The organism is Paractinoplanes toevensis (genome assembly GCF_018332695.1).
GTDB classification, from domain to species: Bacteria; Actinomycetota; Actinomycetes; order Mycobacteriales; family Micromonosporaceae; genus Actinoplanes; species Actinoplanes toevensis.
Window position 1 is genome coordinate 85,003 of the sequence record NZ_BOQN01000038.1, and the last position, 26,686, is coordinate 111,688.

The 26,686-nt window shown below is 71.9% G+C and carries 27 protein-coding genes; 18 read left to right on the plus strand and 9 right to left on the minus strand.

Going from position 1 to position 26,686, the window contains the following annotated elements:
- Window positions 1-6: 6 nt before the first annotated feature.
- From Ato02nite_RS13150 to Ato02nite_RS13160, 3 genes are read right to left on the minus strand one after another with little or no spacing between them, the layout of a single operon-like run.
- Window positions 7-1,155, minus strand: coding sequence for a M20 metallopeptidase family protein (locus tag Ato02nite_RS13150; RefSeq protein WP_213006758.1), 1,149 nt, complete (start codon window positions 1,153-1,155; stop codon window positions 7-9).
- A gap of 9 nt (window positions 1,156-1,164) precedes the next feature.
- Window positions 1,165-2,247 (minus strand): hypothetical protein, encoded by a 1,083-nt coding sequence (locus Ato02nite_RS13155; protein ID WP_213006759.1) that lies wholly within the window; start codon window positions 2,245-2,247, stop codon window positions 1,165-1,167.
- Window positions 2,244-2,735, minus strand: coding sequence for an RNA polymerase sigma factor (locus tag Ato02nite_RS13160; protein WP_246606822.1), 492 nt, complete (start codon window positions 2,733-2,735; stop codon window positions 2,244-2,246). The genes Ato02nite_RS13155 and Ato02nite_RS13160 overlap by 4 nt, the downstream gene beginning before the upstream one ends.
- 449 nt (window positions 2,736-3,184) lie before the next feature.
- Here Ato02nite_RS13160 and Ato02nite_RS13165 point away from each other — a divergent pair, with 449 nt between their 5' ends.
- Window positions 3,185-3,874, plus strand: a complete 690-nt coding sequence (locus Ato02nite_RS13165) for a hypothetical protein (RefSeq protein WP_213006761.1) — start codon at window positions 3,185-3,187, stop codon at window positions 3,872-3,874.
- 531 nt (window positions 3,875-4,405) lie between these two features.
- Here the strand turns inward: Ato02nite_RS13165 and Ato02nite_RS13170 are convergent.
- Window positions 4,406-5,806 carry a sulfatase family protein gene (locus tag Ato02nite_RS13170; protein ID WP_246606850.1) on the minus strand — a complete coding sequence of 467 codons (1,401 nt, stop codon included), beginning with the start codon at window positions 5,804-5,806 and terminating at the stop codon, window positions 4,406-4,408.
- A gap of 313 nt (window positions 5,807-6,119) precedes the next feature.
- Here Ato02nite_RS13170 and Ato02nite_RS13175 point away from each other — a divergent pair, with 313 nt between their 5' ends.
- The 14 genes from Ato02nite_RS13175 to Ato02nite_RS13240 all read left to right on the plus strand — a co-directional run bounded on the left by Ato02nite_RS13175 (window position 6,120) and on the right by Ato02nite_RS13240 (window position 18,372).
- Window positions 6,120-6,398, plus strand: coding sequence for an MSMEG_0570 family nitrogen starvation response protein (locus tag Ato02nite_RS13175; protein ID WP_213006763.1), 279 nt, complete (start codon window positions 6,120-6,122; stop codon window positions 6,396-6,398).
- Window positions 6,395-7,705, plus strand: a complete 1,311-nt coding sequence (locus tag Ato02nite_RS13180) for an MSMEG_0569 family flavin-dependent oxidoreductase (RefSeq protein WP_213006764.1) — start codon at window positions 6,395-6,397, stop codon at window positions 7,703-7,705. Before Ato02nite_RS13175 ends, Ato02nite_RS13180 begins: the two co-directional genes overlap by 4 nt.
- Window positions 7,702-8,517 (plus strand): amidohydrolase family protein, encoded by an 816-nt coding sequence (locus Ato02nite_RS13185; protein ID WP_246606851.1) that lies wholly within the window; start codon window positions 7,702-7,704, stop codon window positions 8,515-8,517. Before Ato02nite_RS13180 ends, Ato02nite_RS13185 begins: the two co-directional genes overlap by 4 nt.
- Window positions 8,514-9,026, plus strand: coding sequence for an MSMEG_0572/Sll0783 family nitrogen starvation response protein (locus Ato02nite_RS13190; protein WP_213006765.1), 513 nt, complete (start codon window positions 8,514-8,516; stop codon window positions 9,024-9,026). Before Ato02nite_RS13185 ends, Ato02nite_RS13190 begins: the two co-directional genes overlap by 4 nt.
- On the plus strand, window positions 9,026-10,078 hold the full coding sequence (locus tag Ato02nite_RS13195; RefSeq protein ID WP_213006766.1) for an MSMEG_0568 family radical SAM protein: 1,053 nt from the start codon (window positions 9,026-9,028) through the stop codon (window positions 10,076-10,078). The genes Ato02nite_RS13190 and Ato02nite_RS13195 overlap by 1 nt, the downstream gene beginning before the upstream one ends.
- 39 nt (window positions 10,079-10,117) lie before the next feature.
- Window positions 10,118-11,476, plus strand: coding sequence for an MSMEG_0567/sll0787 family protein (locus Ato02nite_RS13200; protein ID WP_246606852.1), 1,359 nt, complete (start codon window positions 10,118-10,120; stop codon window positions 11,474-11,476).
- On the plus strand, window positions 11,473-12,306 hold the full coding sequence (locus Ato02nite_RS13205; RefSeq protein ID WP_246606853.1) for a carbon-nitrogen hydrolase family protein: 834 nt from the start codon (window positions 11,473-11,475) through the stop codon (window positions 12,304-12,306). Before Ato02nite_RS13200 ends, Ato02nite_RS13205 begins: the two co-directional genes overlap by 4 nt.
- Window positions 12,303-13,127 (plus strand): carbon-nitrogen hydrolase family protein, encoded by an 825-nt coding sequence (locus Ato02nite_RS13210; RefSeq protein ID WP_246606854.1) that lies wholly within the window; start codon window positions 12,303-12,305, stop codon window positions 13,125-13,127. The genes Ato02nite_RS13205 and Ato02nite_RS13210 overlap by 4 nt, the downstream gene beginning before the upstream one ends.
- Entirely contained in the window at window positions 13,124-14,170 is a 1,047-nt protein-coding gene (locus Ato02nite_RS13215; protein ID WP_213006767.1) for an MSMEG_0565 family glycosyltransferase, read from the plus strand. The genes Ato02nite_RS13210 and Ato02nite_RS13215 overlap by 4 nt, the downstream gene beginning before the upstream one ends.
- Window positions 14,171-14,259: 89 nt before the next feature.
- Window positions 14,260-14,697 carry a methyl-accepting chemotaxis protein gene (locus Ato02nite_RS13220; protein WP_213006768.1) on the plus strand — a complete coding sequence of 146 codons (438 nt, stop codon included), beginning with the start codon at window positions 14,260-14,262 and terminating at the stop codon, window positions 14,695-14,697.
- Window positions 14,698-14,800: 103 nt separating this feature from the next.
- Window positions 14,801-15,301, plus strand: a complete 501-nt coding sequence (locus tag Ato02nite_RS13225) for a sigma-70 family RNA polymerase sigma factor (RefSeq protein ID WP_246606855.1) — start codon at window positions 14,801-14,803, stop codon at window positions 15,299-15,301.
- The gene (locus Ato02nite_RS13230) at window positions 15,285-16,499 is read left to right on the plus strand and encodes a hypothetical protein (RefSeq protein WP_213006769.1); all 1,215 of its coding nucleotides are present in this window, start codon (window positions 15,285-15,287) and stop codon (window positions 16,497-16,499) included. Before Ato02nite_RS13225 ends, Ato02nite_RS13230 begins: the two co-directional genes overlap by 17 nt.
- Window positions 16,487-17,536 carry an ABC transporter ATP-binding protein gene (locus Ato02nite_RS13235; RefSeq protein ID WP_246606856.1) on the plus strand — a complete coding sequence of 350 codons (1,050 nt, stop codon included), beginning with the start codon at window positions 16,487-16,489 and terminating at the stop codon, window positions 17,534-17,536. Before Ato02nite_RS13230 ends, Ato02nite_RS13235 begins: the two co-directional genes overlap by 13 nt.
- A complete protein-coding gene (locus Ato02nite_RS13240) occupies window positions 17,533-18,372 on the plus strand; it encodes an ABC transporter permease (RefSeq protein WP_213006770.1) in 840 nt (279 codons plus the stop codon). Before Ato02nite_RS13235 ends, Ato02nite_RS13240 begins: the two co-directional genes overlap by 4 nt.
- A 553-nt stretch (window positions 18,373-18,925) precedes the next feature.
- On the opposite strand, the gene Ato02nite_RS13245 is transcribed toward Ato02nite_RS13240, so the two are convergent.
- From Ato02nite_RS13245 to Ato02nite_RS13255, 3 genes are all read right to left on the minus strand, one after another.
- Entirely contained in the window at window positions 18,926-19,225 is a 300-nt protein-coding gene (locus Ato02nite_RS13245) for a helix-turn-helix domain-containing protein (RefSeq protein ID WP_213006771.1), read from the minus strand.
- Between the two features lie 390 nt (window positions 19,226-19,615).
- Entirely contained in the window at window positions 19,616-20,392 is a 777-nt protein-coding gene (locus tag Ato02nite_RS13250) for an SDR family NAD(P)-dependent oxidoreductase (protein WP_213006772.1), read from the minus strand.
- Window positions 20,389-21,258 carry an aldo/keto reductase gene (locus Ato02nite_RS13255; RefSeq protein ID WP_213006773.1) on the minus strand — a complete coding sequence of 290 codons (870 nt, stop codon included), beginning with the start codon at window positions 21,256-21,258 and terminating at the stop codon, window positions 20,389-20,391. The genes Ato02nite_RS13250 and Ato02nite_RS13255 overlap by 4 nt, the downstream gene beginning before the upstream one ends.
- Before the next feature lie 82 nt (window positions 21,259-21,340).
- Between Ato02nite_RS13255 and Ato02nite_RS13260 the strand changes: the two genes are divergently transcribed.
- Entirely contained in the window at window positions 21,341-22,177 is an 837-nt protein-coding gene (locus tag Ato02nite_RS13260; protein ID WP_213006774.1) for a hypothetical protein, read from the plus strand.
- On the opposite strand, the gene Ato02nite_RS13265 is transcribed toward Ato02nite_RS13260, so the two are convergent.
- Both Ato02nite_RS13265 and Ato02nite_RS13270 read right to left on the minus strand, forming a co-directional pair.
- Entirely contained in the window at window positions 22,155-22,811 is a 657-nt protein-coding gene (locus tag Ato02nite_RS13265) for a response regulator (protein ID WP_213006775.1), read from the minus strand. The two genes, Ato02nite_RS13260 and Ato02nite_RS13265, sit on opposite strands and share 23 nt — an antisense overlap.
- Window positions 22,808-23,593, minus strand: coding sequence for a sensor histidine kinase (locus tag Ato02nite_RS13270; RefSeq protein WP_246606857.1), 786 nt, complete (start codon window positions 23,591-23,593; stop codon window positions 22,808-22,810). The genes Ato02nite_RS13265 and Ato02nite_RS13270 overlap by 4 nt, the downstream gene beginning before the upstream one ends.
- Before the next feature lie 139 nt (window positions 23,594-23,732).
- Between Ato02nite_RS13270 and Ato02nite_RS13275 the strand changes: the two genes are divergently transcribed.
- Entirely contained in the window at window positions 23,733-24,395 is a 663-nt protein-coding gene (locus tag Ato02nite_RS13275) for an ABC transporter ATP-binding protein (protein ID WP_213006777.1), read from the plus strand.
- Entirely contained in the window at window positions 24,392-26,683 is a 2,292-nt protein-coding gene (locus Ato02nite_RS13280; RefSeq protein WP_213006778.1) for an ABC transporter permease, read from the plus strand. Before Ato02nite_RS13275 ends, Ato02nite_RS13280 begins: the two co-directional genes overlap by 4 nt.
- Window positions 26,684-26,686: the final 3 nt, after the last annotated feature.

Consider the following 26,686-nt stretch of genomic DNA (forward strand, 5'->3'; position numbering starts at 1 on the left):
CCGTCCTCAATGTACGGTGCCCCGTTCCAGCCGGTGCACGGCCAGATCCCGGAAGGTCGACGCCATCAGGTCCAGCACGCCGTCGTCGAAGGCCACCGCCGCGGAATGCATGGCCGGGCCGGTCGCCGGGTCGACGCCGGGCGGGCAGGCGCCGACGAACAGCAGCGTGCCGGGCACCTGATCGAGCACGTAGGCGAAGTCCTCCGAGGCCATGCCGGAGGCGGGCAGCCGGTCGGCGCCCAGCAGCTCGATCACGGCCTCGGTCTCGGCCGGGTCGTTGTAGGTCACCGGGTAGGCCTCGACGAACTCGGCGTCGACCGTGCAGCCGTGCGCGGCGCCGATCGCGGCGAGCATGGCGGTCAGGTCGTCGCGCACGAGGGCGAGGGTCTCCCGGGAGAGCGTCCGCACGTTGACGTCGATCTCCACCGTCGACGGCATCACGTTGCGGGCCTGGGAGTTGGTCTGCAGGCGGGTGACCGAGACGATGGCCGGGTCGTGGGCCGGCACCCGCCGGGTGACGAACGACTGGATGGCCAGGACGATCTCGGCGGCCACCGGCACCGGGTCGACGCCGGTGTGCGGCAGCGCCGCGTGCCCGCCGGCGCCGTTGACCCGGAGGTCGAGGATGTTGCTGCCGGCCATGATGGACTCGGGCCGGGTGCGGCGGACGCCTGCGGCGAGCTTGCTGTCGACGTGCAGCGCGTACGCCGCCACCGGCCGCTCCCCGGCGGCGTCCAGCACCCCCTCCTCGAGCATGATGCGAGCCCCGCCGGCGCCCTCCTCGCCCGGCTGGAACATGAACACGACGCTGCCCGGCAGCTCGTCGCGGCGCTCGGCGAGCAGCCGGGCCGCACCGACCAGCCCGGTCATGTGCATGTCGTGCCCGCAGGCGTGCATCGCCGGCCGGTCGGCGGCGATCGGCAGCCCGGTCTCCTCGGTCAGCGGCAGCGCGTCCATGTCGGCCCGCAGCAGCACCACCGGCCCGGGCCGGCCACCGCGCAGCACGGCGGTGACGGAGCTGAGCCCGGCCCCGAGGCGGATGTCGAGGCCGAGCCCGGCCAGCGCGTCCAGGAGGATCGCCTGGGTCTCCGGCAGGTCCAGGCCCACCTCGGCGTGCGAGTGCAACAGATGACGTAGTTCGGCGAGGGACGTCATGTCCGGATCCTACGGGCTGACGGCGACCGTCAGCAGGTTCACCTTCTGGGTGCCGCCGGTGCCGACCGGCAGGATCGCGGCGAGCAGTGTGGAGTCGTCCTGCCAGGCGAGGCCCACCGGCATGGAGGACTTGCCGGACGGGGGCCGGGCGAATTTCCGGTCGGCCAGGACCGCGCCGTCCGAGAGGCGCAGCACGGCGAGGCCGACGGTGAGGTCGGTCGTCCGGTAGGCGACGGCGATCCGGGTGGCGTCCGGCGACAGGCGCAGACCGTTGACGTGCGCGCAGGGCACCCCGCGCAGCGGCATCGTCACGGTGGTGCCCTCGTCGAAGAGCCATCGCAGGCTGCAGGGCGCCGACGCGAGCGACACCACGAAGCGCCGGCCCACCAGGTCGGCGGCGCCGTCCAGGGTGCTCGGGACGCCGAGCCTGTCGCGCTCGACGAGGACGTGTTCCGAACCGCTGCCGAGGTCGTGCTGGACCAGGCCGGCCGGCCGCCACAGGTAGGCCGACGTGCTGTCCGCGGCCACCAGCGCGACACTCTCGCCGGGGTGCCGTACGTTGCGCTTCACCTCGATCCGGCCGTCGGCCCGGGTCACCACGAGGTTGATGTCCGGGCCGGTGACGTCGGTGCCGGGAGTCGGGCCGTGCGGGCCGAGCGCGACGATCCGGCCGTCCCGCAGGCCGACGTACCGGTCCCAGCTGTCGGCGCCGGTCACCCGATGGATGGCGAAACCTCGACTGACGGTCAGCTCGCCGAACTCCGAGGCGCCCAGCTGGACCTGCGGGCCGCCGGTCACGTGATAGATGCCGGGCCCATCGAGCATGAGAAGCCGCTGAGCCGGAACGACCGCAGGCGCCGAGACCGATGGCGCGACCGGGGGCACGACCGCGACGTGCCGCGTCTCGGGGCGCAGCAGGAAGCCGGCGCCGGCCAGGGCGAGCACCGCGGCGAACGCGCCGGCCACCTGACGGTTGCGGCGCCGCCGGGCCCGGCGGTACACGTCGCCCAAGCCGCCGGAGTACCCCGGGGCGCTGATCGCCTCGGCCCGCACGGCCGCCTCGACCTCGGCCGGGATCTGATCCATGGTCATCGGTTCTCCTCCGAAAGTGCGGCGCGCATCGTGGCCAGGCCGCGGGACAGCCGGCTCTTCACGGTGCCCTCGCTGACGGCCAGGGCGGCGGCGGTCTCGGCAGTGCTGAGGTCGAGCAGGACACGGCAGGTCACGACCGCGCGCTGGGGCAGCGGCAGTTTGGCGAGCGCATCGCGTGCCGCCACCTCGCCGTCCGGCGGACCGTGGTGCGGGTGGGCCGACTCCTCGGCGGGCGGGCGCTCCCGGCGCGCCTTGCGCCAGAACGACGTCGCCCAGTTGAGCCCGACCCGGAACACCCAGCCGGCCGGGTTGTCCAGCGCGTGCACCGTCGCCCATTTCGCATAGGCGCGGGCCATCGCCTCGTCGACCGCCTCCTGCGCGAGGTCGTCGCGGCGCAGCGTCACCGCGAGCGCCCGGTAGACCCGGTCCACATTGGCCCGGTAGAACGCCTCGAAGTCGTCGGTCGTCCGGTCCGCGCCGGTCGTCATTGCCGCAACCACCATGTCCCGTACACGCGCTGCCCGGTCCGGAGGTTCCTTTGGTCTTTTTTGCTTTTGCCGCACATGACTCTCAGTAATCGGCTCGGAACCGCACCAAAATGGCAGTAGCGGAGCGATAGGCCCGATGAGCTGCCTTTATCGTTCATTCCATGGTGATCCGAACCGACTATTTCCAAAATCATCGCACACGCCCACTTGACAGTTCTCGAGCGATCCAATGCACCCACTCCGAACTGCTGTTATGTGCGGCTGAGCGGCTTTCAGAAATTGATCTTACGGACCCGGGCGGTATTGACGAGTGCGCCATGATGTGGGGCGTGGCAGCAGAATCACATGACTTCGCGCGCGCCAAACATCGACGGCAACCCGAACAACGGACCTACCTCAACCATGCCTTCACGACCCGCCGGGCCTACGAAGAGTCATCAAATAACCCCGTGTGGTACGAGCACGGTGAGCCACCGGCCCGCGGTGAGGCCATCCAGGCCCTCACCCGCGACGTCCTGATCCGCCGTTCGCTCGAGGTCTCCCCGAACGGATTCATCACCATCATCAGCATCATCCAGGGTGTCGCCCTGGCGCTGCTGGCCCAGAACACCTTCCCCAAGCCGACGGCGCTGGTCAGCGCGCAGAGCTTCACCCTGCTGCTGGTGTTCGTCTCGGTCTTCTACTTCTACCTGACCCTGAGCGTCCTGATCCGGTGGGCGCCCAGCTTCGTCGACTGCTTCCTGCCGTTCGCGGTGGCCGGCCTGGAGATCCCGCCCGCGTTCTTCCTCGGCAACGTCACCGCCTGGTGCATCTGGCTGGCCGCGTTCTGGCTCTTCACCATGGCCGGGCTGTGGATCACCGCGAAGTGGTCACCGCTGTCGCACTTCGGCGGTGCCCGGGAGGCGCACGACATGTTCCACACCTGGCTGCGCGAACTGCGGCTGGTGACCGGCTGCGGCGGCGTGGCGATCTTCCTGTGCGGCGCGCTGGCCGCCGGCGACCCCTGGCACAAGACCGCGTGGGGCCTGATCGCGGCCACAACGGTGCTCACCACCGTGGCCCTGATCGTGGCCCGCACCGAGGCCCGCGCGTCGCAGATCCACGCCTACTTCGGCGTCAACCGCGCCCCCTTCAACTAGGTCCGTTTCGCAGGATTCGAACCCCACGGAACGGCCCGCTGGGCGGCGAACTTGCACTTCTTTTCGGGTACGGGCATGGGGTCCACAACCGCAGCTACGGGCGGGCCGCCGCTCAGCGCGACCTGCGCGCGGGCACGGCGCGCGCCGCGCCTCGCGCGCGATACGGGTCTGTCCGCGGGGCCGGCGCCGGTTTCCATACGGCTCAGATCTTGGCGACTTACCCCCCGGTGCGGTGTGCCGGCGCCACAAGATCTGGGGCTGATCGCGAATGCCGCGGCCGTCGATCAGTGCTGAGGGCCGAAGCACCCTCCAGCGCGGATGAAGGGTGTCCGGAGGGGTCCTCAGTCGTGAGTGGAGATGGGTCCGGCAGCGGGCGGAGTTGCCGGGCGGGCCCGCCCGGCGGGGGCGCGCGGAGGGTGAGTCCCGCGCAGAGGGACCGAGTGCCACGGGGCCGGGCCCACCGCGTACCGAAGCTTGGCATTGTTCCTGCCGGTCTGTGCGGGCCAACCGGTTGCGAGACAGATGCCGGAGTCAGCGGTAGGGGATCAGCGTGGTGTTGATCGATTCCCATTTCGTGCGCAACGAAGCCAGCAGGGCCGGTTGCTTGGCGGACAGGTCGGCCTGTTCGCGCGGGTCAGCCCGGATGTTGTAGAGAGCGTCGTCCGCGTCGGTGGTCGCTCGTAGGTACTTCCAGTCGCCGCGGCGCAGGGCTCGGGCGTCGGCGGTGCGCCAGAACAGGTCGCGGGCCGGGGCCTGCTCGCCGCGCAGCAGGTACCCGGCGAAGCTGCGGCCGTCGCCCGGATAGGCCGGGTCGGGCCGGGCGCCGGCCAACTCGAGCAGGGTGGCCGTCCAGTCGTGGGTCACCACCGGCTCGTGGCTCACCTGGCGGGGGCGCAGCCGGGCCGGCCAGCGCAGGATGTTCGGCACCCGGATGCCGCCCTCGCTCAGCTCGCCCTTGGCGCCGCTCAACGGCCATTGGTAGGAGAAGCGCTCGCCGCCGTTGTCGCTGGAGAACAGGACGATCGTGTCGCGCTCCTGGCCGGTCTCGCGCAGCGCGGACAGCACCTTGCCCACGTTGCGGTCCATGTTCTCGACCATTTTGCGGTAGATGTCGAGCGACCCGCCGTCGTAGTGGAACAGCGCCCCGGTGTCGCCGGCTTTGGCCCGCGCGGTCAGCTCGGCGCTGGTCTGCCGGTCGCCGGGCGCCTCCCACGGCCAGTGCGGGCTGGTGAAATTCAGGTTCAGCAGCCACGGTGCGGAATGGGGTCGGTGGACGTATTCGGCGGCGCGGTCGCCGATCGTGTCGGTGTAGTACTCGATCGACTCGACCGGCACCTCACCCTCGTACAGGTCGAGCGTGCCGCTGTTGTCCACCTTGGAGTAGTAGTCGACCGCCCCGGAGAAGTTGCCGAAGAACTCGTCCCAGCCCGAGCGCAGCGGGCTGAACCAGGGCAGGAAGCCGCAGTGCCACTTGCCGAACATCGCGGTGCCGTAGCCGGCCGCCTTGAGCAGTGAGGCGAGCGTCGGATGCTCGGGCGGGATGCCGTTCTGGTCGGTGTGCGCGCTGATCGGCTCGGGCAGTCCACCGGGGATGCGACCGGGGTAACGCCCGGTGTAGAGGGCGATCCGGGTGGGGGAGCAGACCGCGGCGGCCGAATAGCCGTCGGTGAACCGGACGCCGCCCTTGGCCAGCCCGTCCAGGTGCGGGGTGGCGATGTGCGGGGAGCCGTAACTGCTCAGGTCGGCCCAGCCGAGGTCGTCGCCCAGGATGACCAGGATGTTCGGCCGGCGGGACGAGCCCAGCTGCGGGATCGCGGCGAACTTCCGCTCCTCGGCCGTGCCCGCGAAGGCCGGCTCGGCGGCCAGAGCGGCCCCGGACGCGAGCCCGGCTATTCCGGCGATCACGCCCCGTCTGGTCAGGTTGTCAGCCACGGCGCGAACCTCCACGGTCATCGATGAATGCAGTGGCGAACATAACCGATAGGAGCAATAGGATTCAAGGACAGGGCACGCGATGTGTCCCCTAGCGAAACGCTGTTTCCTGTGCATAGGGTGCTGCATGGCGGAGAACGGCCTGCGTGCGTGGTCACCCTCCAAAGACCGAAACCACACGCCGGTAACCCGTCCGAAACGGACGGGCGTCGTGAGGACCATCTAACGCCCGGTTGTTCCGGATGAAACAACGGGGAAACGCGCTCTGCCTTGACTGGCTCTCACCAGCGACGAGAACGGCCAGGTGAGAGCCATGCCGGAACGGTACGTGTCGGTGCGTTGGCCGGATGGCCACACGCAGGAGATCTATTCGCCCTCGACGGTGATCGAGGATTACTTCCACATCGGACAGACGCTTCCGGTGGCCGAATTCGTGGCACAGAGCCGGGCCGCGCTGACCATCGCGAGCGACCGGGTGAGGGCGGCCTACGGGTTTCCGTGCAGCCGGGCCGCGGCCTCCATCGCGGCCGTCACCGAGAACGCCGCGCGCTTCGAGAAGGGCGACGTCACCGTCCAGGGGATCGCGGCGTGAACAGCCACTACAGCGTTGCCGTCATCGGCGGCGGGCAGGCCGGCCTGTCGATGAGCTGGCACCTGCGGCAGCGCGGCGTCGACCACGTGGTGATCGAGCGGGAGCGGGTCGGCCACGAGTGGCGCACCCGCCGCTGGGACTCGTTCTGCCTGGTCACCCCGAACTGGCAGTGCAACCTGCCGGGCTACTCCTACACCGGTGACGACCCGGACGGCTTCATGCTCGGCGCCGAGGTGGTCGGCTTCCTGGAGAAGTACGCGGCCAGTTTCGACCCGCCGCTGATCGAGGGCGTGGAGGTGACCCGGCTACGCCGTACGCCGCAAGGAGTTTTTGATCTGGAGACCTCGGCCGGCCGGATCAGCGCCGATCAGGTGGTCGTCGCGACCGGGCCCTATCACGTGCCGGCCGTGCCGCGGATCGCCGAACGCCTCCCTTCCGCACTGACCCAGCTGCACTCCGCGCAGTACCGCAACGCGGCCCAGTTGCCGGACGGTGGCGTGCTGGTGGTCGGCACCGGGCAGTCCGGCTGCCAGATCGCCGAGGACCTGCACCTCGCCGGGCGCCAGGTGCACCTCGCGGTGGGCAGCGCACCCCGCGCCGCCCGCCGCTACCGGGGCCGCGACACCCTCGCCTGGCTCGACGAGATGGGTCACTACGCCCGCGGCATCGACGAGTTCGGCGACGCCGACGAGGTGCGGCTGCGGGCCAACCACTACATGACCGGGCGGGACGGCGGCCGCGACATCGACCTGCGGGCCTTCGCCCGGGACGGCATGAAGCTGTACGGGCACCTGCGCGGCGTCACCGGCGTTCGTCTGGAGTTCGCGGCTGATCTGGCGGCTTCTCTGGACAACGCGGACGCCGTCGCCGAAGGCATCAAGGACGCGATCGATCGGTACATCGACAGCGCGGGGATCGCAGCGCCGGCAGAGGCCCGCTACGTCCCCGTCTGGCGACCGGACGACTCGGAAGGCGCGCTCGACCTGGCCGCCGCCGGAGTCTCCGCGGTCGTGTGGGCGACCGGATTCCACCGCGACCACCGGTGGATCGAAGTGCCGATCTTCGACGGGCGCGGCTACCCGACCCACGAGCGGGGCGTCACCGGCTGCCCCGGCCTGTACCTCCTCGGGCTGCCCTGGCAGTGGACGTGGGGGTCGGGCCGGTTCGCGGGGGTGGCGCAGGACGCCGCGTACCTCTGTTCTCGCCTCCTCGCCGCGCGGCGGCAGCGGTTCACCGACGAGGTCAGCTGGCTCGCCGGTACGCCCACCGAGACGTACCCGCAGGTGGAGTGGTGGGCGGCGGCATGACCTTGTACGACGCGCATCGCCACCTGGGAGTGCTTCCGGCGTACCCCTTCTATGGGGGACCGCCGGTGAACCCGGACGTGACCGCCCGCGGGACCATCGCTCAGCTTCTCTCCGATCTGGACCGTGAGGGAACGGAGCGGGCCCTCGTCATCCCCAACTACGGCGTGCCCGACCCCGACATCGCGTTCGGCTTCAACGAGCTCGTCGTCGAGGCCGCGCAACGGGACGACCGGATCCGGGCCGGGCTGTGGGTCTCGTCGTTGGAAAGGGATCTTTCGCGCACGGCGGCCGCTTTGAAGCTGGCCGGGGAACCCGGGGTGCGAGCGCTCAAGCTCAGCTTCCTGCTCGGCGGCGGTGTCGACGATCCGAGCCTCTCGGCGATCTTCGCGGCCGCCCGGGAACACGACCTCACCGTCCACGTGCACACCTCGCCCGGCGCGGGCAGCGACATCGACCAGGTCGGCAAGCTCGTCGATCGCTTCGGCGACGACGTGCGCATCCACCTCGTGCACTTCGGCGGCGGGATGAGCGGCCACATCAAGCTGATCGGCTCGCGGTTCTTCGACTGGATCGCGGCCGGCAAACAGGTCTACACCGACCTGTCCTGGGCCATCGGGTTCGCACCCCGCTGGCTCGTCACCGAGATCGACCGGCGTGGCTTCGGCCACGACCGGGTGCTGTTCGCCAGCGACGAGCCGTGGGGCGACCACGCCGGCGAGCTGGCCCGGCTGCGCGCCGCAGCCGACGGGAGAGAACTGTCCACGGCCGTCTTCCAGACGAATTTCGAGACGCTCTACGGAGGAACACGATGACCGACCTGAACGAACTCGAGCAGCAGAGCCTCAACGAGATCCCGCACCCGGCGCTGCCGGAGGGCTCGTCCATCTACGGCGGCACCAAGGTCTTCCCCGACTACAAGGCCGAGGAGGGGCAGAGCTACTTCACCCTCGTGCACGGCATCGCCCACGAGTCCTCGGTCAGCTTCGTCGCCGTCCTGCAGGCCACCCGGGCGCTGCGCAAGGGCTTCGAGTCGGCGATCTACTTCTACGGCCCGGGTTCGCTGAACTGCCTGGCCACCCGGGGCTTCCCGACCACCGGCACGTCGGCCTTTCCGGGCGAGCACAACCTCAACAACTCGCTGAAGACGTTCATCGCCGAGGGCGGCAAGGTCTACTGCTGCCGCTTCGGCCTGTCCCTGCACGGCGCCCGCGAGGAGGACCTGATCGAGGGCGTCATCCCGACACACCCCCTCGACGTGCAGGACGCGCTGATCCACTACGCGCGTAAGGGCGCGATCATCAACTCGACCTACATGTTCTGATGTCCCTCGACGTCCATGCCGACCTAGCCGTACGCGGCGTACGGGTACCCACCCCCGTACGCCGCCCGGCCGGGGCCGGCCCGAGCGACGACGGCCATGTAGTGGTGGATGGCCGCAACGCGGCGTTTCCCCTCAACCCGGCCAGCCCCTACGACGTTCGCGACGGCCGCGTCTGGCTGGGTGAGGTCAACACCGGTCTGTCGCTGGAAGTCATCCGGCGCCCGAAGTTCTACGACCTGTCGACGGCGGACGGGATTCCCTACGAGCAGATCGCCCGCCTGCACGGCCGGGACGTGCTGGCCACCACGGTCGTGCAAACCTGCATCCGGTACGCCGAGGACCAGCGCTGCCGCTTCTGCACCATCGAGGAGTCGCTGCGCTCCGGCGCGACGGTAGCCGCCAAGACGCCCGCCCAACTGGCCGAGGTGGCATCGGCCGCCGTCCGCCTGGACGGCGTCAAGCAGATGGTGATGACCACCGGCACCACCACCGGCCCCGACCGAGGTGCCCGCAACCTGGTCCGCTGCGTGCGTGAGGTCCTCGCCGCCGTACCCGGCCTGCCCATCCAGGTCCAGATCGAGCCACCCGGCGACCTGGCGGTGATCGACGCCCTGAAGATCGCCGGTGCTTCGTCCATCGGCATCCACGTCGAGTCCCTCGACGACTCCGTTCGCCGTCGCTGGATGCCCGGCAAGGGTTCGGTGCCGATGGCCGAGTACGAGGCGGCCTGGGACCGGGCGGTCGAGGTCTTCGGCCGCAACCAGGTCTCGACCTACCTCCTGGTGGGCTTGGGCGAGGACCCGGACGAACTGGTGGCCGGCGCGGCCCGGCTGATCGCCCGCGGCGTCTACCCGTTCGTGGTCCCGTTCCGCCCGATGGCCGGCACGCTGGCCCGCCGGGACGGCGCCACCGCCCCGTCCCCGTCCCTGGTCGGCGAGATCAGCGCCCGGGTGGCCGCCCTGCTGCGGAAAGCCGGCATGCTCGGCACCGACCAGAAGGCCGGCTGCGCGGCGTGCGGCGCCTGCGGAGTCCTGCAGGCGGCCGGCGGATGACACCACAAGATCGCAGCTCTGGGTGGGGGGTGGGGTGGCGTGACTGATCTGGTGCCCGTGTTGGTGGGGCCGCACTTCATGGTTGAGCGGGCCGAGGAGACTGCGGCGTATTACGCGCTTCGGCGGCGGGTGTTCGTCGACGAGCAGGGGCTCTTCGATCTTCATGATCGGGATGGGCGGGATGACGACCCGCGGACCGTCGTGCTCGTTGCCCGGTCGGCTCGCGGTGAACTGCTCGGCGGGGTGCGGGTCGGGCCGGCCGGGGACGGGCCGGACATCGGCTGGTGGCAGGGCGGGCGGCTGGTTGTCGATCCGGCGGCCCGGGGCACGCTGGGGATCGGGCCGGCTCTCGTGCGGGCCGCCTGCGCCTATGCCGAGAGTGCCGGCGCCCTGCGGTTCGACGCCACCGTGCAGCGCCGCAACGAACCCATGTTCCGCCGGCTCGGCTGGCAGCCCGTCCGGCATGTCGCCGTCGCGGGGCGGCCGCACACGCTGATGCGCTGGCCGATCCGGCGGCTGGCCGCGCTGGCCGCCGCGACCAAGAACCCGCTCGGCGAACTCCTCGACGGGCTCGCGCCCGGCGGCACCGGCTTCGTGGGGGACGACGGTGCGCCGGTGCCCGGGTCCGATCTGATCGCCGCCTGCGACGCGATTCTGCCGTCCATGGTGGAGCGTGACCCGGACTGGGCCGGCTGGTGTGCCGTGCTCGTCAACGTCAACGACCTCGCGGCCATGGGGGCCGCGCCGGTCGGGCTGCTCAACGCGGTCGGCGCGCGCGATGCCGCGCACGCGGCCCGGATTCTCGGTGGGCTACGCCGCGCGGCGGACGCCTACGGCATCCCGATTCTGGGCGGGCACACGCAACTCGGCGTCCCGGCCGCGCTGTCCGCGACCGCGCTCGGCCGCACCGACCGGCCGGTGCCGGGCGGCGGGGGACGGCCCGGTCAGCGGGTGCGGCTCACCGCCGACCTGGGTGGCGGGTGGCGGCCCGGATACGGCGGCCGGCAGTGGGACTCCACCAGCGGTCGCACCCCGGCCGAGCTGCGGCGGATGCAGTCGTTCGTGGGCCGGGCCACGCCGGCCGCGGCCAAGGACGTGTCGATGGCCGGCATCGCCGGGACGCTCGGGATGCTCGCCGAGGCCAGCGGCTGCGGCGCCCTGCTCGACGTGGCCCGGGTGCCGCGACCGGCCGGTGCCAGCGCCGGCGACTGGCTCACCTGCTTCCCCGGCTTCGCCATGCTCACCACCGGACCGCTCGGTGACGGCGACGCCGGGCCCGCGGTCACCGCCGACTGCGGCGAACTGGTTCCCGGCGACGGCGTGCGCCTGCGCTGGCCGGACGGGGAGATCACCGGGGCGCTGGACGCGTCGGTCACGGGATTGGGGAGGGCAACATGAGTGTCGTCCGGATGGCGGCCGTTGCCGCACCGTTCGATCGGGACCTGGAAGGCGACTTCGAGCGCATCAAGCGGCTCATCGGCGAGGCGCGGGCGTACGGCGTACGGCTGCTTGCCCTGCCGGAAGCATGTCTCGGTGGCTATCTCGCCCACTTGGACGGCGGAGCCGACGAACCGCCCGCCCTGCGGGCGGACGGCCCGGAGATCGCCCGGCTCGCCGCGCTCGCCGGTGACATGGTGGTGTGCGCCGGCTACTGCGAGGCGGACGGCGACCGCCGCTACAACAGCGTGATCTGCGTGCACGACGGGCGGGTGCTCGGCAACCACCGCAAGGTGCACCAGCCGTTGCGGGAGAACGCCAGCTACGACTCGGGGGACTCGTTCGCCGCGTTCGACACCCCGGTCGGGCGGCTCGGGCTGCTCATCTGTTACGACAAGGCGTTTCCCGAGTCGGCGCGGGCGCTCGCGCTGGACGGCGCCGAGATCATCGTGGTGGTGTCGGCCTGGCCGGGCAGCCGCACGAACGCGCCGGCCGACCTCGCCGACGACCGGTGGACCCGGCGCTTCGACCTGTTCGACCGGGCCCGTGCCCTGGAGAACCAGGTGGTGTGGGTGTCGGCCAACCAGTCCGGCACGTTCGGCGCGATGCGGTTCGTGTGCAGCGCGAAGATCGTCGATCCGGGTGGTGACGTGCTGGCCACGACCGGTACGGTCCCGGGCATGGCGATGGCCGATGTGGATGTGCCGGCGGTCGTCGCGGCGGCCCGGCGTTCGATGGGCCACCTGCGCGACCGCCGTCCCGAGGCATACGCAGTGCCGGCTCTAACGTGAGAATCGCCGCGGCGGCCGCCCACTTCGGCCGGGACCTCGACTACGACCTCGGGCGGATCGGCAAGCTCATCGCCGACGCCCGGGCCGCCGGGGCCGGCCTGCTCGTGCTGCCCGACGCGGCGATCGGTGGCTACCTCGCCGACCTGCGCCACCCCGACCCGGCCGCGCTGCCGCCCGCCTTCAAACCGGACGACCCGATCCTCGACCAGGTCGCCGCGATGGCCCGGGAGATGGTGGTCTGCGTCGGATACTGCGAGGCCGACGGCGACCTGCGCTACAACGCGGCCGTCTCGCTGAGCGGCGACGGCGTCCTCGGCCGGCACCGCAAGGTGCACCTGCCCGCCGCGGAGAGCACGGTCTATGCGCCCGGTGACTCGTTCGCTGCGTTCGACACCCCGGTCGGGCGGCTCGGCATGCTCATCGACTACGACAAGACGTTCCCCGAGTCGGCCCGCACCCTCGCCGTCGACGGCGCGCAGATCGTCGCCTGCCTCTCGGCCTGGCCGGCCAGCATCACCAACCAGGCCCCCAAGCTCAACCAGGACCGCCAGTCCCGGCTGTTCGACCTGTACGACTGCGCCCGCGCAGCAGAGAACCAGGTCGTCGTGGTCAGCTCCAACCAGACCGGCGCGGTCGGCGGGATGCGCTTCCTCGGCCAGGCCAAGGTGGTCGGGCCGGGCGGCAACATCCTGGCCCGCACCTGGGCGAAGGCCGGCCTCGCGGTAGCCGAGCTGGACGTGGCGGCCGAGATCGCCGCCGCCCGCCGGGTGCTCAACCACCTCCGCGAACTGCGCCCGGCCACCTACCGGAGCGCCCCTTGAGGATCGCGCTGCTGACCTACTCGACCCGGCCGCGCGGCGGGGTGGTGCACACGTTCGCGCTGGCCGAGGCGCTGGCCGAGCTCGGTGCCGAGGTCACGGTGTGGACGCTGGGCCGCGGCGAGCTCTTCCGCCCGATCGACGAGCGGGTTCGGCTTTCGATAGTCGAATTCCCCGAAATCTCGGGCGAAGCCGTCGGTGCGCGGATATTGCGTTCCATCGCCGCGCTGCGTGCAGCCTTCACCCCCGATGAGTACGACATCGTCCACGCCCAGGACTGCATCAGTGCCAACGCCGTCGACCATTGCGTACGGACGATCCACCATCTCGACCAGTTCACCACGCCCGAGCTGGCCGCCTGCCACGAGCGGGCGATCGTCCGGCCGTACGCGCACGTCTGCGTCTCGGCCGCGGTGGCGGCGGAGGTGACGGCCGGCTGGGGCCTGCACCCGGTGGTGATCCCGAACGGGGTGGAAGCGGCCCGGTTCGCCGCGGCGGTTCCGGCTCGGCGGCACGGGCAGTATTTGCTGTCGGTCGGCGGGATCGAGCCGCGCAAGGGATCACTGGACCTGCTCGAGGCGTACGCCGAATTGCGGGTTGTTCTTCCGGGTCTGCGCCTGATCATCGCCGGCGGCGAGACGCTCTTCGATTACCGCGACTACCGCGCTGCCTGGGAGGCCCGGGCGGTGGAACTGGGTGTCGTGCCCGAGGTGCTCGGGCCGGTGCCGCACGACGAGCTGCCCGGCCTGGTCGCCGGGGCGGCCGCGTTCGCGTTCCCGTCGACCAGAGAGGGCTTCGGGCTGGCCGCCATGGAGGCCCTCGCCGCGGGCGTGCCGGTCGTGGTGCGGGATCTGCCGGTGCTGCGCGAGGTGTTCGGCGCCGCGGTCGGCTACGGCCGCGACCCGGCGTCGCTGGCCGACGCCCTTCTCCAGGCGATCAAAGAGCCCGATCCGGTACGCCGTGAGCACGGTCGCGCCCTGGCCGCCGCACACACCTGGGCCGCCGCGGCCCGCCGCCACCTGGAGTTCTACGAGGGTCTCAGGTGAACAACGGGTGAACTGACGAAACCCCGGGGCGGCCGGGCCGAACAGAGAATCATGGGGCTAGGCCGCTGGGTCCGGGATCGCCGCGAACGATGAGCGCGGTTACCAGCAGCCGGAGCAACGCCAGCTCCGAGGCCGGCGCCCGGCAGGCCACCGTGGTGGCCGAGTCGGCCGCGACGATGTCCGACAACATCCGCACCGTGGCGGCCGGCGCCGAGGAGATGGGCGCCTCGATCCGGGAGATCAGCCTCGGCGCCACCAAGGCCGCCGAGGTCGCCGCCCGGGCCGTCCACATCACCGCGGCCACCAGCGGCGTGATGGCCAAACTGGGCGAGTCGTCGGCCGAGATCGGCAACGTGAGCGTCTCCGAGGCCGCCTCGGCGGGCGGCCAGGTGGCCGCCACGATCAACGAGGTCGCGTCATCGGTGCAGCTGACCAGCGTGGGCGTCAGCGAGGCACACCAGGCGGCGGGCCGCCTCACCCGGATGTCGGCCGAGCTCGGCCACATCGTGGCGCGCTTCCGCCTCTGACCTGTCACATCCGCCGCCGCCGCGGTGCTCACCAGGTGTGGACCTCGTAGAGCATCGTGAGAGAGCCCCGGCTGCTGCCCGGGTGCGCGAGCGGAAGGACGGCGTGAGCTTCCCCAGGCCCGACCTCGAGCAGGTGTTCCGGGCCGCGTACCCGCGGGTCGTGGCCGTCGCCGCGCGTGTCCTCGGCAACCGGCACGAGGCCGAGGACATCGCCCAGGAGGTGTTCCTGACCTTCGGGCGCTCGGCCGTCCCGGCCGGTGAGGCGACCGGGTGGCTGTCCGTGGCCGCGGCGCACACCGCCCTCAACCATCTGCGGACCGGCCGGCGGCGCGCCTCCCGCGAGGAGACGGTGGGCGCCGCCGAGACGACCGCGCCGGACGTCGCCGAGACGGTGATCGCCCGGGACGAGCGGCGCCGGGTGCGGGCGGCGCTGGCCCGGTTGCCCCGCAAGCAGGCGGTCGCCCTGGTCCTGCGGCACAGCGGCCTCAGTTACGCGGAGGTCGCGGCCGCCCTCGATCTTTCCCCCGGCAGCGTCGGCACCACGGTGCGGCGCGCCGAGTCAGCCCTGCGCGAGGAGTTGAACCGTCATGCGCCATCCGAGTGACGGCACGCTGCGCCGGCTCGTGGACGAGCCCGCCGGCGTAGCCGACACCGACCGCTCCCACGTGGCGTCCTGCCCGAAGTGCGAGGCCGGCCTGGCCGCCGCTCGGGATGATGCCGCCACTGTCGCCCTTCACTTCGAAATATCGGATATTTCCGGCCGAGAGGTGGACGAAGCCTGGCAGCGGTTGCTGGCCAACCCGGCCGCGACGGGGCTGGCCGCCTCGGCCGCCTCGGCCGCCTCGGCCGCCTCGGCCGGGTTGGCCGGCGCGGCTGGCGCGGGTGGCTTGGCTTTGCCGGGCGTGCCGGGCGTGCCGGGCGTGCCGGGTGCGGGTGGCTTGGCTTCGCCGGGCTCGGCCGGGCGGTCCGCTCGGTGGCGGGCTCTGCTGCGCAGCCCGGTGATCGCCGGGATTGCGGTGGCGGCTCTGCTGGCCGGGGCGGGGGCTGCGGCGGCCGCGAATTGGCTGCCGATCTTCCGGGCCGAGCGGGTCGCGCCGCTCGTCATCGTGCCATCGGATCTGGTTCAGCTTCCCGAACTGTCCGGCTACGGCAAGCTGGAGATCACCTCGGCGCCGCGGGTGCGCCAGGTGGCCGACGCCGCGGCCGCCAAGGAGGGCGCCGGGCTCGGTGTTCCGCAGGTCGCGGAGCTGCCGCGCGGGGTCACCGGGGAGCCGTCCTACCGGGTCGGGGACAAGGCCACCGCGACGTTCACCTTCTCCGCCGCCAAGGCCGCGCAGACCGCTGCGGCCGACGGGAGGTCGCTTCCGCCGATGCCGGCCGGGCTGGACGGCAGTCAGTTCCGGCTCAGCGCCGGGCCCGGGGTCGCCGCGACCTGGGCCGAGGCGCGCGGCGTACCGGCTCTGATCGTGGCGCGGGCGGTGGCGCCGGCCGCGTTCTCCGGTGGGGTTCCGTTCGAGACCGCCCGTGACTATCTGCTCTCGCTGCCCGGCCTGCCGGCGTCGGTGGCGTCCCAGCTGCGGTCCTTCTCGGGGGACGGCACGCTGCCGCTGATCGTGAAGGCCGGGCGGGAGGAGTCGTTCACCGCCGATGTGGGCGGGGTGCAGGGCACCGTGCTGGCCACCCGGGACGGTGCGATGGCCGGCGTGATCTGGGTCGACGACGGGCTGGTCACCGTCGTGGGTGGGTCGCTCAGCACCGACGAGGTGCTCGAGGTTGCCCGGGGGCTGACGTGGCAGAGGTGATCGAGTCGCCCGCGGTGTGGTGCTCCGGGCTGCGCAAGCGGTACCGCAAGCGGGTCGCGGTGGACGGGGTCTCGTTCACGGCCCGGCGCGGCGAGGTGATGGGGCTGCTCGGGCCGAACGGGGCCGGCAAGACCAGCGTCATCAAGATGCTGCTCGGGCTGGTGCGGCCGGACGCCGGCGAGGTGATGCTGCTCGGCCGGCCGGCCACCGAGCCCGGCTCTCGGGCGCGGGTGGGTTATCTGCCCGAGCTGTTCCGCTACCAGCCGTGGCTGACCGCGGCCGAGGTGCTCGACCTGCACGTGCGGCTGGCCGGTGCCGCGGTGCCGGCCGCCGACCGGCGCGAGTGCCTGGGGCTGGTCGGGCTGGCCGATCGGGCCGGCGACCGGGTGGGCGGCTTCTCCAAGGGCATGCAGCAGCGCCTCGGCCTGGCCGTCGCGCTGGTCGCCCGGCCGGAACTGGTGGTGCTCGACGAGCCGACCAGCGCACTCGACCCGCTCGGCCGGGCCGACGTGCGGGATCTGCTGCTGTCGCTGAAGGCGCGCGGGGTGGCGGTGCTGCTCAACTCGCACCTGATCGGCGAGGTCGAGCGGGTCTGCGACCGGGTGGTGATCCTCGACCACGGCCGGGTCGTCGCCGACGGCACGCTCGCCGAGCTGCTCGGTGGCCAGGAGTTGCGGCTGCGCCTCGACGACGTCGGCGAGGCGGCGGAGAAACGGTTGGCCGCGGCGGGTGTGGTGACCCGCGAGGGCGATCACTTCGTGGTGGCGTTGGCCGGCGAGAGAGACGTGCCGGAACTGGTCGCCGACCTGGTCGGGCTGGGCGTGCGAGTGCACGCCGTCGAGCCCGGGCGGGTCAGCCTCGAGGAACGCCTGCTGGACATCCTCCGGGGAGAACACGGCTCGGCCGCGGGCGTCGATCAGCGCGCAGCTCAGGAGGACGTGGCGCGGGCCGCCGGTAGGGATCGGCGCTCGTTCGAGGAGAGCGCGGCCGGGGCTGCCGGCGGGGACCGGCGCTCGGCTGAGGAGGGCTCGGCATGATCATTCTTACCGTTGCGGGGCTCACCCTCAAGGAAGCGGGTCGGCGGAAGGTGCTGCGCTCGCTCGCCGGGCTGACCGTTGTGTTGCTCGGGCTCAGCGCCTGGGGTTTTGCCCGGCTCGACGCCGAGTTCGGCGGGCTGACCAGCGGCGAGGCCAAGGTGGCCGCGTCCACCGTGCTCAACCTGGTGATGTTCGGGCTGAGCCTGATCGCGGCCCTCGGTACCGCGTTCCTGGCCGGGCCGACCCTGGCCGGCGAGAGCGAGTCGGGCGTCGCGCTCGCCATGCTGGCCCGGCCGATCCGCCGGTCGTCGGTCCTGATCGGCAAGTGGCTGGGCCTGGTGACCTTCGGCGGCGGGTTCGTCGCCGTGGCCGGGTTCGCCCAGCTGGTCATCGTGCGGGTCACGATCGGTTACTGGCCACCGCGGCCGGTCACCGGGCTGGCGCTGCTCGCCGCCCAGGCCGCGGCCCTGCTCACGCTCGGTCTGCTGCTCTCCACCGTGATATCGCCGATGGCCTCCGGCATCGTCGCCGTAGGTCTGTTCGGCGCGACCTGGATCGCGGGCGTGGTCGGTTCCGTCGGGGACGCTCTCGGCAACGACAGCGTCGCGCGAGTCGGCACCGTCTCACGCATGCTGCTGCCCACCGACGGACTGTGGCGCGGCGCCATGAACGCCTTCCAAGACCCGAGTCTGTTTCCCCAGTTCGCCGACGGTTTCGGCGAGTCGCCGTTCCTCAGCGAGGCATCGCTGACCGTCACCTACCTGGGATGGGCGGCACTGTGGGTGGCCCTGGTCCTGGGCCTGGCCGGATTGTCGTTCCAGCGCCGCGACCTCTAGGCAACTCTTGAGGTCGGGTCGCGAGAACAGGAGACATCCGCGCCGCTCGGCCCGGAGGGCGTTCGATACGTATTCGACCCCGTCGTGACGGGGTCGATGCCACGTCGTGGCGCCCCGGCCTCGCAGATCTTGTGGAGTTGTCGCTCTGTCCTCGCGGAAAGTCCACAAGCTTGTGGCCGGCCGGGCTACCGGCGTCGGACATAGGTGATATTTCCTGTCTTGGGCCGGACCCGCCGACAGTGGCGCGCTTGGGCCGGGCCCGCCCGCAGCGGGCGCGCGGAGGGTGCGTTGCACCTGCCGGCACTGAGTGTCACGGGAGTGAGCCTGCGCGTACCGGAAGATTTCCGCGCGAAGCGTGCCGTCCTCCGTTTCGCGGAAGGCTGAGCGGGGGTCCCGTTCTTTCTGGGATGGCGGGACCCGAGCCCGAAAAGATCTCTGGAAAGCGCCGTGATCTGGAAGGCCGGCGCCGGGGTGGAGGGCACCCCGGCACCGGATCCAGCGGTCTGGCCTGCTGGTCATGCCTCGCCCGACTTGGCCGGCAGGGCAGACCGCTCTAGCGGGGGCGGTAGACCACGTCGAACGTGGTCAGCCATCGGATCTGCTCGCGGGGTGGCACCCCGCAGCCGCGCAGGAAACTGACCAGCGTTTCCCGCCGAGGTGAGCCGGCGGCGGTGATCAGGTTGTAGACCGTGGCCCGCGAGATGGGGGTTCCGGCGTCACGGCTGCGCCGGGCCACGCTGTCGAGTGAACGGCGACGCGCCGTCATCAATGCGCGTAGGCGCATCGCGAACTCGACCGGCGTGGCGGCGCCGATGGGATCAGGGGGGACAGTCGTAACGGTTGCTGCGCTCATCAACCTCGCCTCGTTGTGACGGAGCCGGCCCGGGGAGCGGGCCGACCACAGTCGACCTTCGTTCGGCCGGAAGCGTGGAACAAGAGCGCAGGTGCGTACCGATTTTGCAGGTCGTGGACGTGCAAGTTGCACGCTGTGAGGATCGGTTGTTCGGTCCTCCCTCCGAGGTGACGGTGTGCACCGTCGCGTGGCGGGCGATGCGCGGATGGTGATTGCGGTCGGTGGACCGATCGAGCCATGACCTGGTTGAGCCCTGTCGATACCTCACTCGTCCGTACCGTGCGTGACCACACTGCGGGCACGGAGAGGGCGCACCGCTCAGGCACGAACCGGAACAGGGGAGGTCGAAGTCAAAGTCATTAATTCTTTGTCACTCGTACGGGTGACAGGTCACCAGGCGGTCCACCCGCCGTCGACAACCAGATTCGAGCCGGTGATGTAGCTGCTGCGCGGTGACGCGAGGTACAGCACCGAGGTGGCGATCTCGGCCGGGTCGCCGACCCGACCGAGCGGGGTCTGCGCGGCCAGCCGGGCCAGGAGTGCCGGGTCGCCGCCGCCCGGGAACGGTCCCGGCGTCACGCAGTTGACCCGCACCCCGGACGGTCCGAGCTCGACCGCCGCATAGCGGGTGAGCTGCACGAGACCCGCCTTCACCGCGCCGTAGTAGGGCGGGTTCCCGGCCTCCGGCGTGTCGTAGAGCTGCGGTTTCGGGCTGACCAGGCCGTACATCGAGGCCACCGTGATCACCGAGGGGGAGCTGTCGGCGGCCGCCGCGACGAGCAGGTCGCGGGTCGCGTCGAGCAGCCGCTGAAAGGCGCCCAGCGCCAGGTCGGCCGCCTCGAGGTAGTCGGCGGGCCGGGCCGAGCGCAGCGATCCGCCCCGGCCCACGTGCGCGTTGTGCACCAGCACGTCGACCCGGCCGCCCGCCTCGCGCAGCACCTCGCCGAGCGCGGTCACGTCCTCGTCGGAGGTGACGTCGCACCGGAACGGACGGCCTCCGAGTTCGTCGGCGAGGTCCTTCAGGCGCCCCTCGTCGCGGCCGATCAGCCAGATGGTGGCGCCGGCACCGGCGAGGGCCGCGGCCATGACCCGGCCCAGTCGCCCGGTCGCCCCGGTCACGACGGCGACCCGCCCGCGCAGCCCGAAAAGATCATCAACGGTCGTCATCGTGTCCACCGGCTCGGGTCGAGGAGGGCTTCGGGCATCTCCGGAAGGGCGGCCAGCACGGACTCGCGCTCACTCTCGGTCAGTGCTTTACGGCGTACGAGATCGGCGTTGTCTCGTAGTTGATCTTCGGTCTCCGCTCCGACCACCAGGGACGTCACCCAGGGCAGGGACAGCAGGTAGGCGATGCAGAGATCGGCGCGGCCGGCCCGGCCGAGCTCCACGGCCAGCCGGTCGAGGGTCGCCACCAGTGCATCACGCTCGAGATCCGGGAGATTGGGCCAGGTCACCGCGGTGCCGGCGACGAGCAGACCCTGGAGGTACGCGCTTCGCACGGTCACCACGAGGTCGGGGCGGTCCTCAATCGACCAACGCCGGTCGAGGATGTTGCACGGTAACTGGACGTAACCGAGGTCGGGTAGATCGAGGACTCGGCGCAGTTCGTCGGGGTTCTGCACGGACACCCCGATCCGGTCGGCCTCGCCGTGCTTCACCAGCGCGCGCAGGTCGTCCCAGGCATCGAGGGCGTCGGCGGCGCGGTGGAACAGGATGGTCAGCGGCCCGGTGCGGCGCAGGGCGGCCCGGCTGGCCGCGACGCTCTCCCGGACCGGAACACCCGGGCCGACCTTGGTGATGATCGAGAGCCCGGCCGGGGCGACCGCGCCGATCCGCCGTTCGCTGTCGCCGTAGGCGCGGGCCGTGTCGAGGTGGGTGACGCCGAGGTAGCGGGCCGTGGCCAGGATGCGGGCGGTGGAGTCGTCGTCGGGCGCGCCGGTGCGGTTGGCGATGCCGTACGCCATGCCCAGCTGGGCCGTACCGAGGATCAGCACCGACTGCCGGTAGGCGCCGCGCCGCCGCACTTCGATCATCGAGTCAACCGCCTGTTCATCGCCCGTCAAGGTGCTGTTTTCCCAGCTCCCGGTGCATATGGGCGATGTTATGCTGGCGCCGATGCACCACGCGAACTACTACTACGGACACGCCCACATCCTCGCCCGTTACGCCCGGCTCGAGGATCCGATGCACCCACCACGCATCCAGGGCTACCTTCAGCATGGATGGAACATCGGCGACGGCATGGCCCCGGGTGTGCCGTTCGTGGACGGCAGCCCGCTGCTGGTGTGGTCCGAGCAGACCCGCCGCCGCGCCTGGTCGCAGGGCCGCCGGGACGCCGTGGTGGTGGGCTCCCCGTTCGCCTACCTGATGGCGATGGACGACGAGCCGGCCGACGACGCCCAGCGCGACGGCACCATCTTCTACCCCTTCCACGGCTGGGAGGGGCAGCAGGTGATGGGCGACCACCGGCGCCTCATCGACGAATTGAAGGCGAACGAGACCGGCCCGATGACGGCCTGTCTCTACTGGAACGAGTACAAGATGCGCTCGATCCGGAAGATCTACGAGAGCGCCGGCTTCCGGGTCATCTGCCACGGTTACCGCGGCTTCTGGTGGCGCGACACCGACCGGGAGTTCCTGGTCCGCCAGCTGGCCGAGCTGAAACGGCACAAGCGGGTGGTGTCCAACCGGCTGTGCAGCGCCATCTGGTACGGCCTGCTGGCCGGCTGCCAGGCCGCTGTCTACGGCGACCCGATGGTGCTCGAGGACGCCGACCTGACCTTCGGTGGCGAGCCGCGCCTGCACCGGCAGTGGCCCGAGGTGTACGGCTACGACCCCGACCCGGTCGCCGGTCGCCGGATCGCCGTCGCCGAGCTGGGCGCCGACGTGCTGTCCACCCCCGAGGAACTGCGCACCCACCTGGGCTGGGTCAGGGTTCCGGTCGCGGCGTGACCAGGCCGGTTTCGTAGGCCAGCACTACCGCCTGGGCCCGGTCCCGCAGCTGAAGCTTCGTGAAGATGCGGGCCACGTGGGTTTTGACGGTGGCCTCGCTGAGCGTCAGCTCGGCGGCCAACTCGCCGTTGGACAGCCCGTGGCCGAGCAGGACCAGCACCTCCAGCTCGCGTGGGGTGAGCGGGCCGAGATCGCGGTGCAGGGGTGACGCCTCGGCGGCGAACCGCTCGACCAGCCGCCGGGTGATCGACGGCGCGAGCAGAGCGTCCCCGGTGACGACCAGCCGCACCGCGTTGGCCAGGTGCGCGGGCGTGACGTCCTTGAGCAGGAAGCCGCTGGCCCCGGCGGCGAGCGCGGCGTAGACGTACCGGTCCAGGTCGAACGTGGTGAGCATGATGACCCGGCACCGCGGCAGGGCCGCGACGATCTGCCGGGTGGCGGCCAGGCCGTCCAGGTTCGGCATCCGGATGTCCATGAGTACGACGTCGGGCCGCAACGACCGGGCCGCGGTGACCGCCTCGACCCCGTCGGCCGCCTCACCGACCACCTCGACGCCGCGTGCTCCCAGGATCAGCCGGAACCCGGTGCGAACCAGCTCCTGATCGTCCACGATCAACACCCGCGGCCCGGTCATGGCGGGTCCAGCGGAATGCGGGCTCGCACGCGGTAGCCGCCGCCGATCCGGCGGCGGGCGTCCAGGTCGCCGCCGTAGATGCCGACGCGTTCGCGCAGGCCGAGCAGACCGCGCCCGGTGCCGCCGCCGTGCGCCGGCGCGCGCGGGCCGGTGTTGACGATTTCCAGGCGCAGGTGGCGCTCGGCGTAGCGGACCTCGACCTCGGCCCGGCCGGCCGCGCCGTGCTTGAGAGCGTTGGTCAACGCCTCCTGCACGATCCGGAACGCGGTCACGTCGATCCCGCCGGGCAGCGGCCGCGGGTCGCCGATGATCCGCACGTCGACCGGCAACCCGGCGAACGCGATCCGGTCGACGAGCCGGCTCAGCCGGTCGAGGCCCGGCTGCGGCTCCTCCGCCGGCTCCGTGCCGTCGGCCGCCGGCGCCAGCAGTCCCAGCAGGTTGCGCAGCTCGGTGAGCGCGTTGCGGCCGGTCGTCTCGACGGCGGCGAGGGCCTCGGCGGCGGCCGCCGGCACCTGGTGGTCGGCCAGCACCTCGCGGGCGGCGCTGGTCTGCACCACCATCACGCTGACGTTGTGGCTCACGATGTCGTGCAACTCGCGGGCGATGCGGGCGCGCTCGTCGCCGACGGCCGCGTCGGCGCCCGCCTGCCGTTCCCGCTCGAGCAGCCAGCCGCGCTCGGCCAGGGCGTCGCGATGCCGCCGGCGCGCGCGGGCCGCCGCGACCGCGAAGGCGCAGGCCACCCCGCCGGCGACGATCGCCACGACGAAGAGCAGGAGGATCACGCGGCAACGATGCCAGAGGAGGCGTGGCTCCCGCATCGGCCCGGGGTCCCATCGCCGTACATCTGTGGGATGACGACGGCCCGGACCTGCATCCCGCAGTGGACGCCGCCGCCGAGGCCGCGGCCTTAGCTTGGGCGGCATGACAACGGTGGTGCGCCTCGACGGGGTGCGTAAGGAGTACGGCGAGACGGCCGCGCTCGACGGGGTGTCGCTGCGCATCGAGGCCGGCGAGGCGGTCGCCGTGATGGGGCCGTCCGGCTGTGGCAAGTCCACGATGCTCAACCTGATCGCGGGGCTGGACCGGCCGACCGCGGGCCTGGTCGAGGTGCACGACGAGGACCTCGGCAAGCTGAACGAGACCGGGCTGGCGCTGTTCCGGCGCCGCCGGATCGGCATGATCTTCCAGTTCTTCAACCTGCTCGACGACCTCCCGGCCCTGGACAACGTGGCGCTGGCCGCGCAGCTGATGGGGGTGACCGCCCGGCAGGCGCGGCGGCGCGCCCTGGAACTGTTCGACGAGCTCGGCATCGCCGACCGGCGCAACGCCTACCCGGCGACGCTCAGCGGCGGCGAACGGCAGCGGGTCGCGGTGGCCCGGGCCCTGATGAACCGGCCGGCGCTGCTGCTGGCCGACGAACCGACCGGCGCGCTGGACAGCCGCTCCGGCGAGCAGGTGATGGACCTGCTGCTCGACCTCAACCAGATCGGGCAGACGCTGCTGCTGGTCACCCACGACCGGCAGCTCGCCGAGAAGTGCGCGACCCGCGTGGTGGAGATGGCCGACGGCCGGGTGGTCGTATGAGGGCGGTGTGGCGGGCGGCGCGGGCCGCGGTGCGCCGGCGCCGGTTGCAGACATTCGTGATCACGCTGGTCACGCTCTTCTCGACGGCCACCATCGTGATCGCGCTGGCGCTGCTGGACGCGTCGAGCGCCCCGTTCGACCGGGCCTTCGACGCACAGCGCGGGCCGCACGTGGTGGCGGTGTACTCGTCGGTCACACCGGCCGTCGCGACCGACGCGGAGGCGGTCGCGGGTCCATTCCCGCAGGTCGAGCTGGACGTGCCGGGCGACGGCGGGCCGGTCTGGGTGACCGGGCCGATCACCCTGGTGGGCCGGGCCGAGCCGGGCGGCCCCGTCGACCGGCTCGACCTGTTCGCCGGGCGCTGGGCCACCGGCCGCGACGAGGCGGTCATCAACCTGGACCCGCCGCCGGCCGGGATGGCCGACGATTTCACCCGGGAGATCATCGGCCGGACGATCACCGTGCCCGGCCGGCCGGTTCTGACCATCGTGGGCACGGCCTGGAGCCTCAGCCACACCGCCGACGTGTGGGTCTCGCCCGCGACCATGGCCTCGCTGCGGCCGACCGGCTCGCAGGTGCTCTACCGCTTCACCGGCGGCGACCGGCCTGTTCCGCCGGAGGGGCTGCTCGCCACCCGGTCCTACCTCACCCAGAAAGCGGAGGTGGCGGCCGGGCCGGGCACGATCCTGCCGTTCCTGATCGTCTTCGGACTGCTCGGGCTGATCACCGCGGTGCTGATCGTGGCGAACGTGGTCAGCGGCGCGGTCGTCTCCGGTTTCCGGCACATCGGGGTGCTCAAGGCGCTCGGCTTCACGCCGCCGCAGGTGGTCCTGGTCTACCTGATCATGGTGACGGTGCCGGCGTTCGTGGGCGCGGTCCTCGGTACGGTCGCCGGTTCCCTCGCCGCGAAACCCCTGCTGTACAACGCGTTTCTCGGACTCGGCCTCGATCCGCAGGTCACCAGCCGGCCCTGGGTGCCACTCACCGGGCTGGTCGGGGTGCCGCTGCTCGTCGTGCTCACCGCGGTCGTCCCGGCGTCCCGCGCCCACCGGCTGTCCGCGGCCGAGGCGATCAGTGCCGGGGCGGCGCCCAAGGCGGGTCGTGGGCTGCGGGCGCAGCGGGCGCTGGCCGGAACCCGGCTGCCCCGGGTGCTCAGCCTCGGGCTCGGGCTGCCGTTCGCGCGACCGGGCCGCACCGGGCTGACCCTGGCCGCGCTGCTGCTCGGGGTGACCACGGTGACGTTCGCGGGCGGACTGGCCGCGTCGGTGATCCGCTACACCGAGGCGGTGGACCAGGCCGACGCCGTGCAGGTGCAGGTGCGGCCGAACCCCGCGGCCGTCGGATCGACCACCTCGCAGCGCACCGACCCGCAGGTGGAGGCGCTGCTGCGCGGACTGCCCGGCACGGTGCACGTGACCGCCGACCTGAGCATGCCGGTGTCCGCCGCCGGTCACGTCGAACCGCTCAACGTGGACTTCCTGCGCGGCGACGCGGACACCCTCGGCTATCAGGATCAGCTGGTGGAGGGCCGGTGGCGGTCGGCGCCGGGCGAGGTGGTCGCCTCCTCGGCGGCCCTGCACCACCTCGGTCTCGCGGTCGGGGACACGCTGTCACTGTCCTACGACGGGCGGCACGAGCCGGTGACCATCGTGGGCAAGACGATGGAGGGCGGGCTCGGCGACGGCGACCTGTTCGCCGACTGGTCGCTGTTCACCGCCCTGGCGCCCGGGCATCGGGTGGTGAACAACGAGGTCATGTACTGGATTCGGGTCTCCGGCGACCCGGGTGCCTACCTGAGCGCGGTCCGGGCCGCCGACCCCGGACTCAGCGCCTGGGCGGCCGGCTCGGGGCTGAGCAACTCGTTCACCCTCTCGGTGCTCGCCATCTCGGTCGTCTTCGCCGGCATGATCGGCATCGTGGCCGCGCTCAGCGTCTTCAACACGGTTCTGCTCAACGTCCGGGAACGCCGTCGCGACCTGGGCATGCTCAAGTCGATCGGGATGACCCCGCGGCAGGTGGTGGCCATGACGGTCACCTCGATGGCGGTCCTCGGCGTGGTGGCCGGCGTCGCCGGGATCCCGGCCGGCATCGGCGCCCACCGGCTCATCCTGCCGATGGCCGGGGCGGCCGCCGAGATCGACCTGCCGGCCCGGATGTTCCACGTGTGGAACCCGGGCGGGCTGGCCCTGGTGGTCCTGGCCGGGGTCGCGATCGCCGTGCTCGGCGCGCTGCTCCCGGCCCGCCGGGCGGCCCGGCTCCCGATCGCCGAGGTGCTGCACAACGAGTAGCGT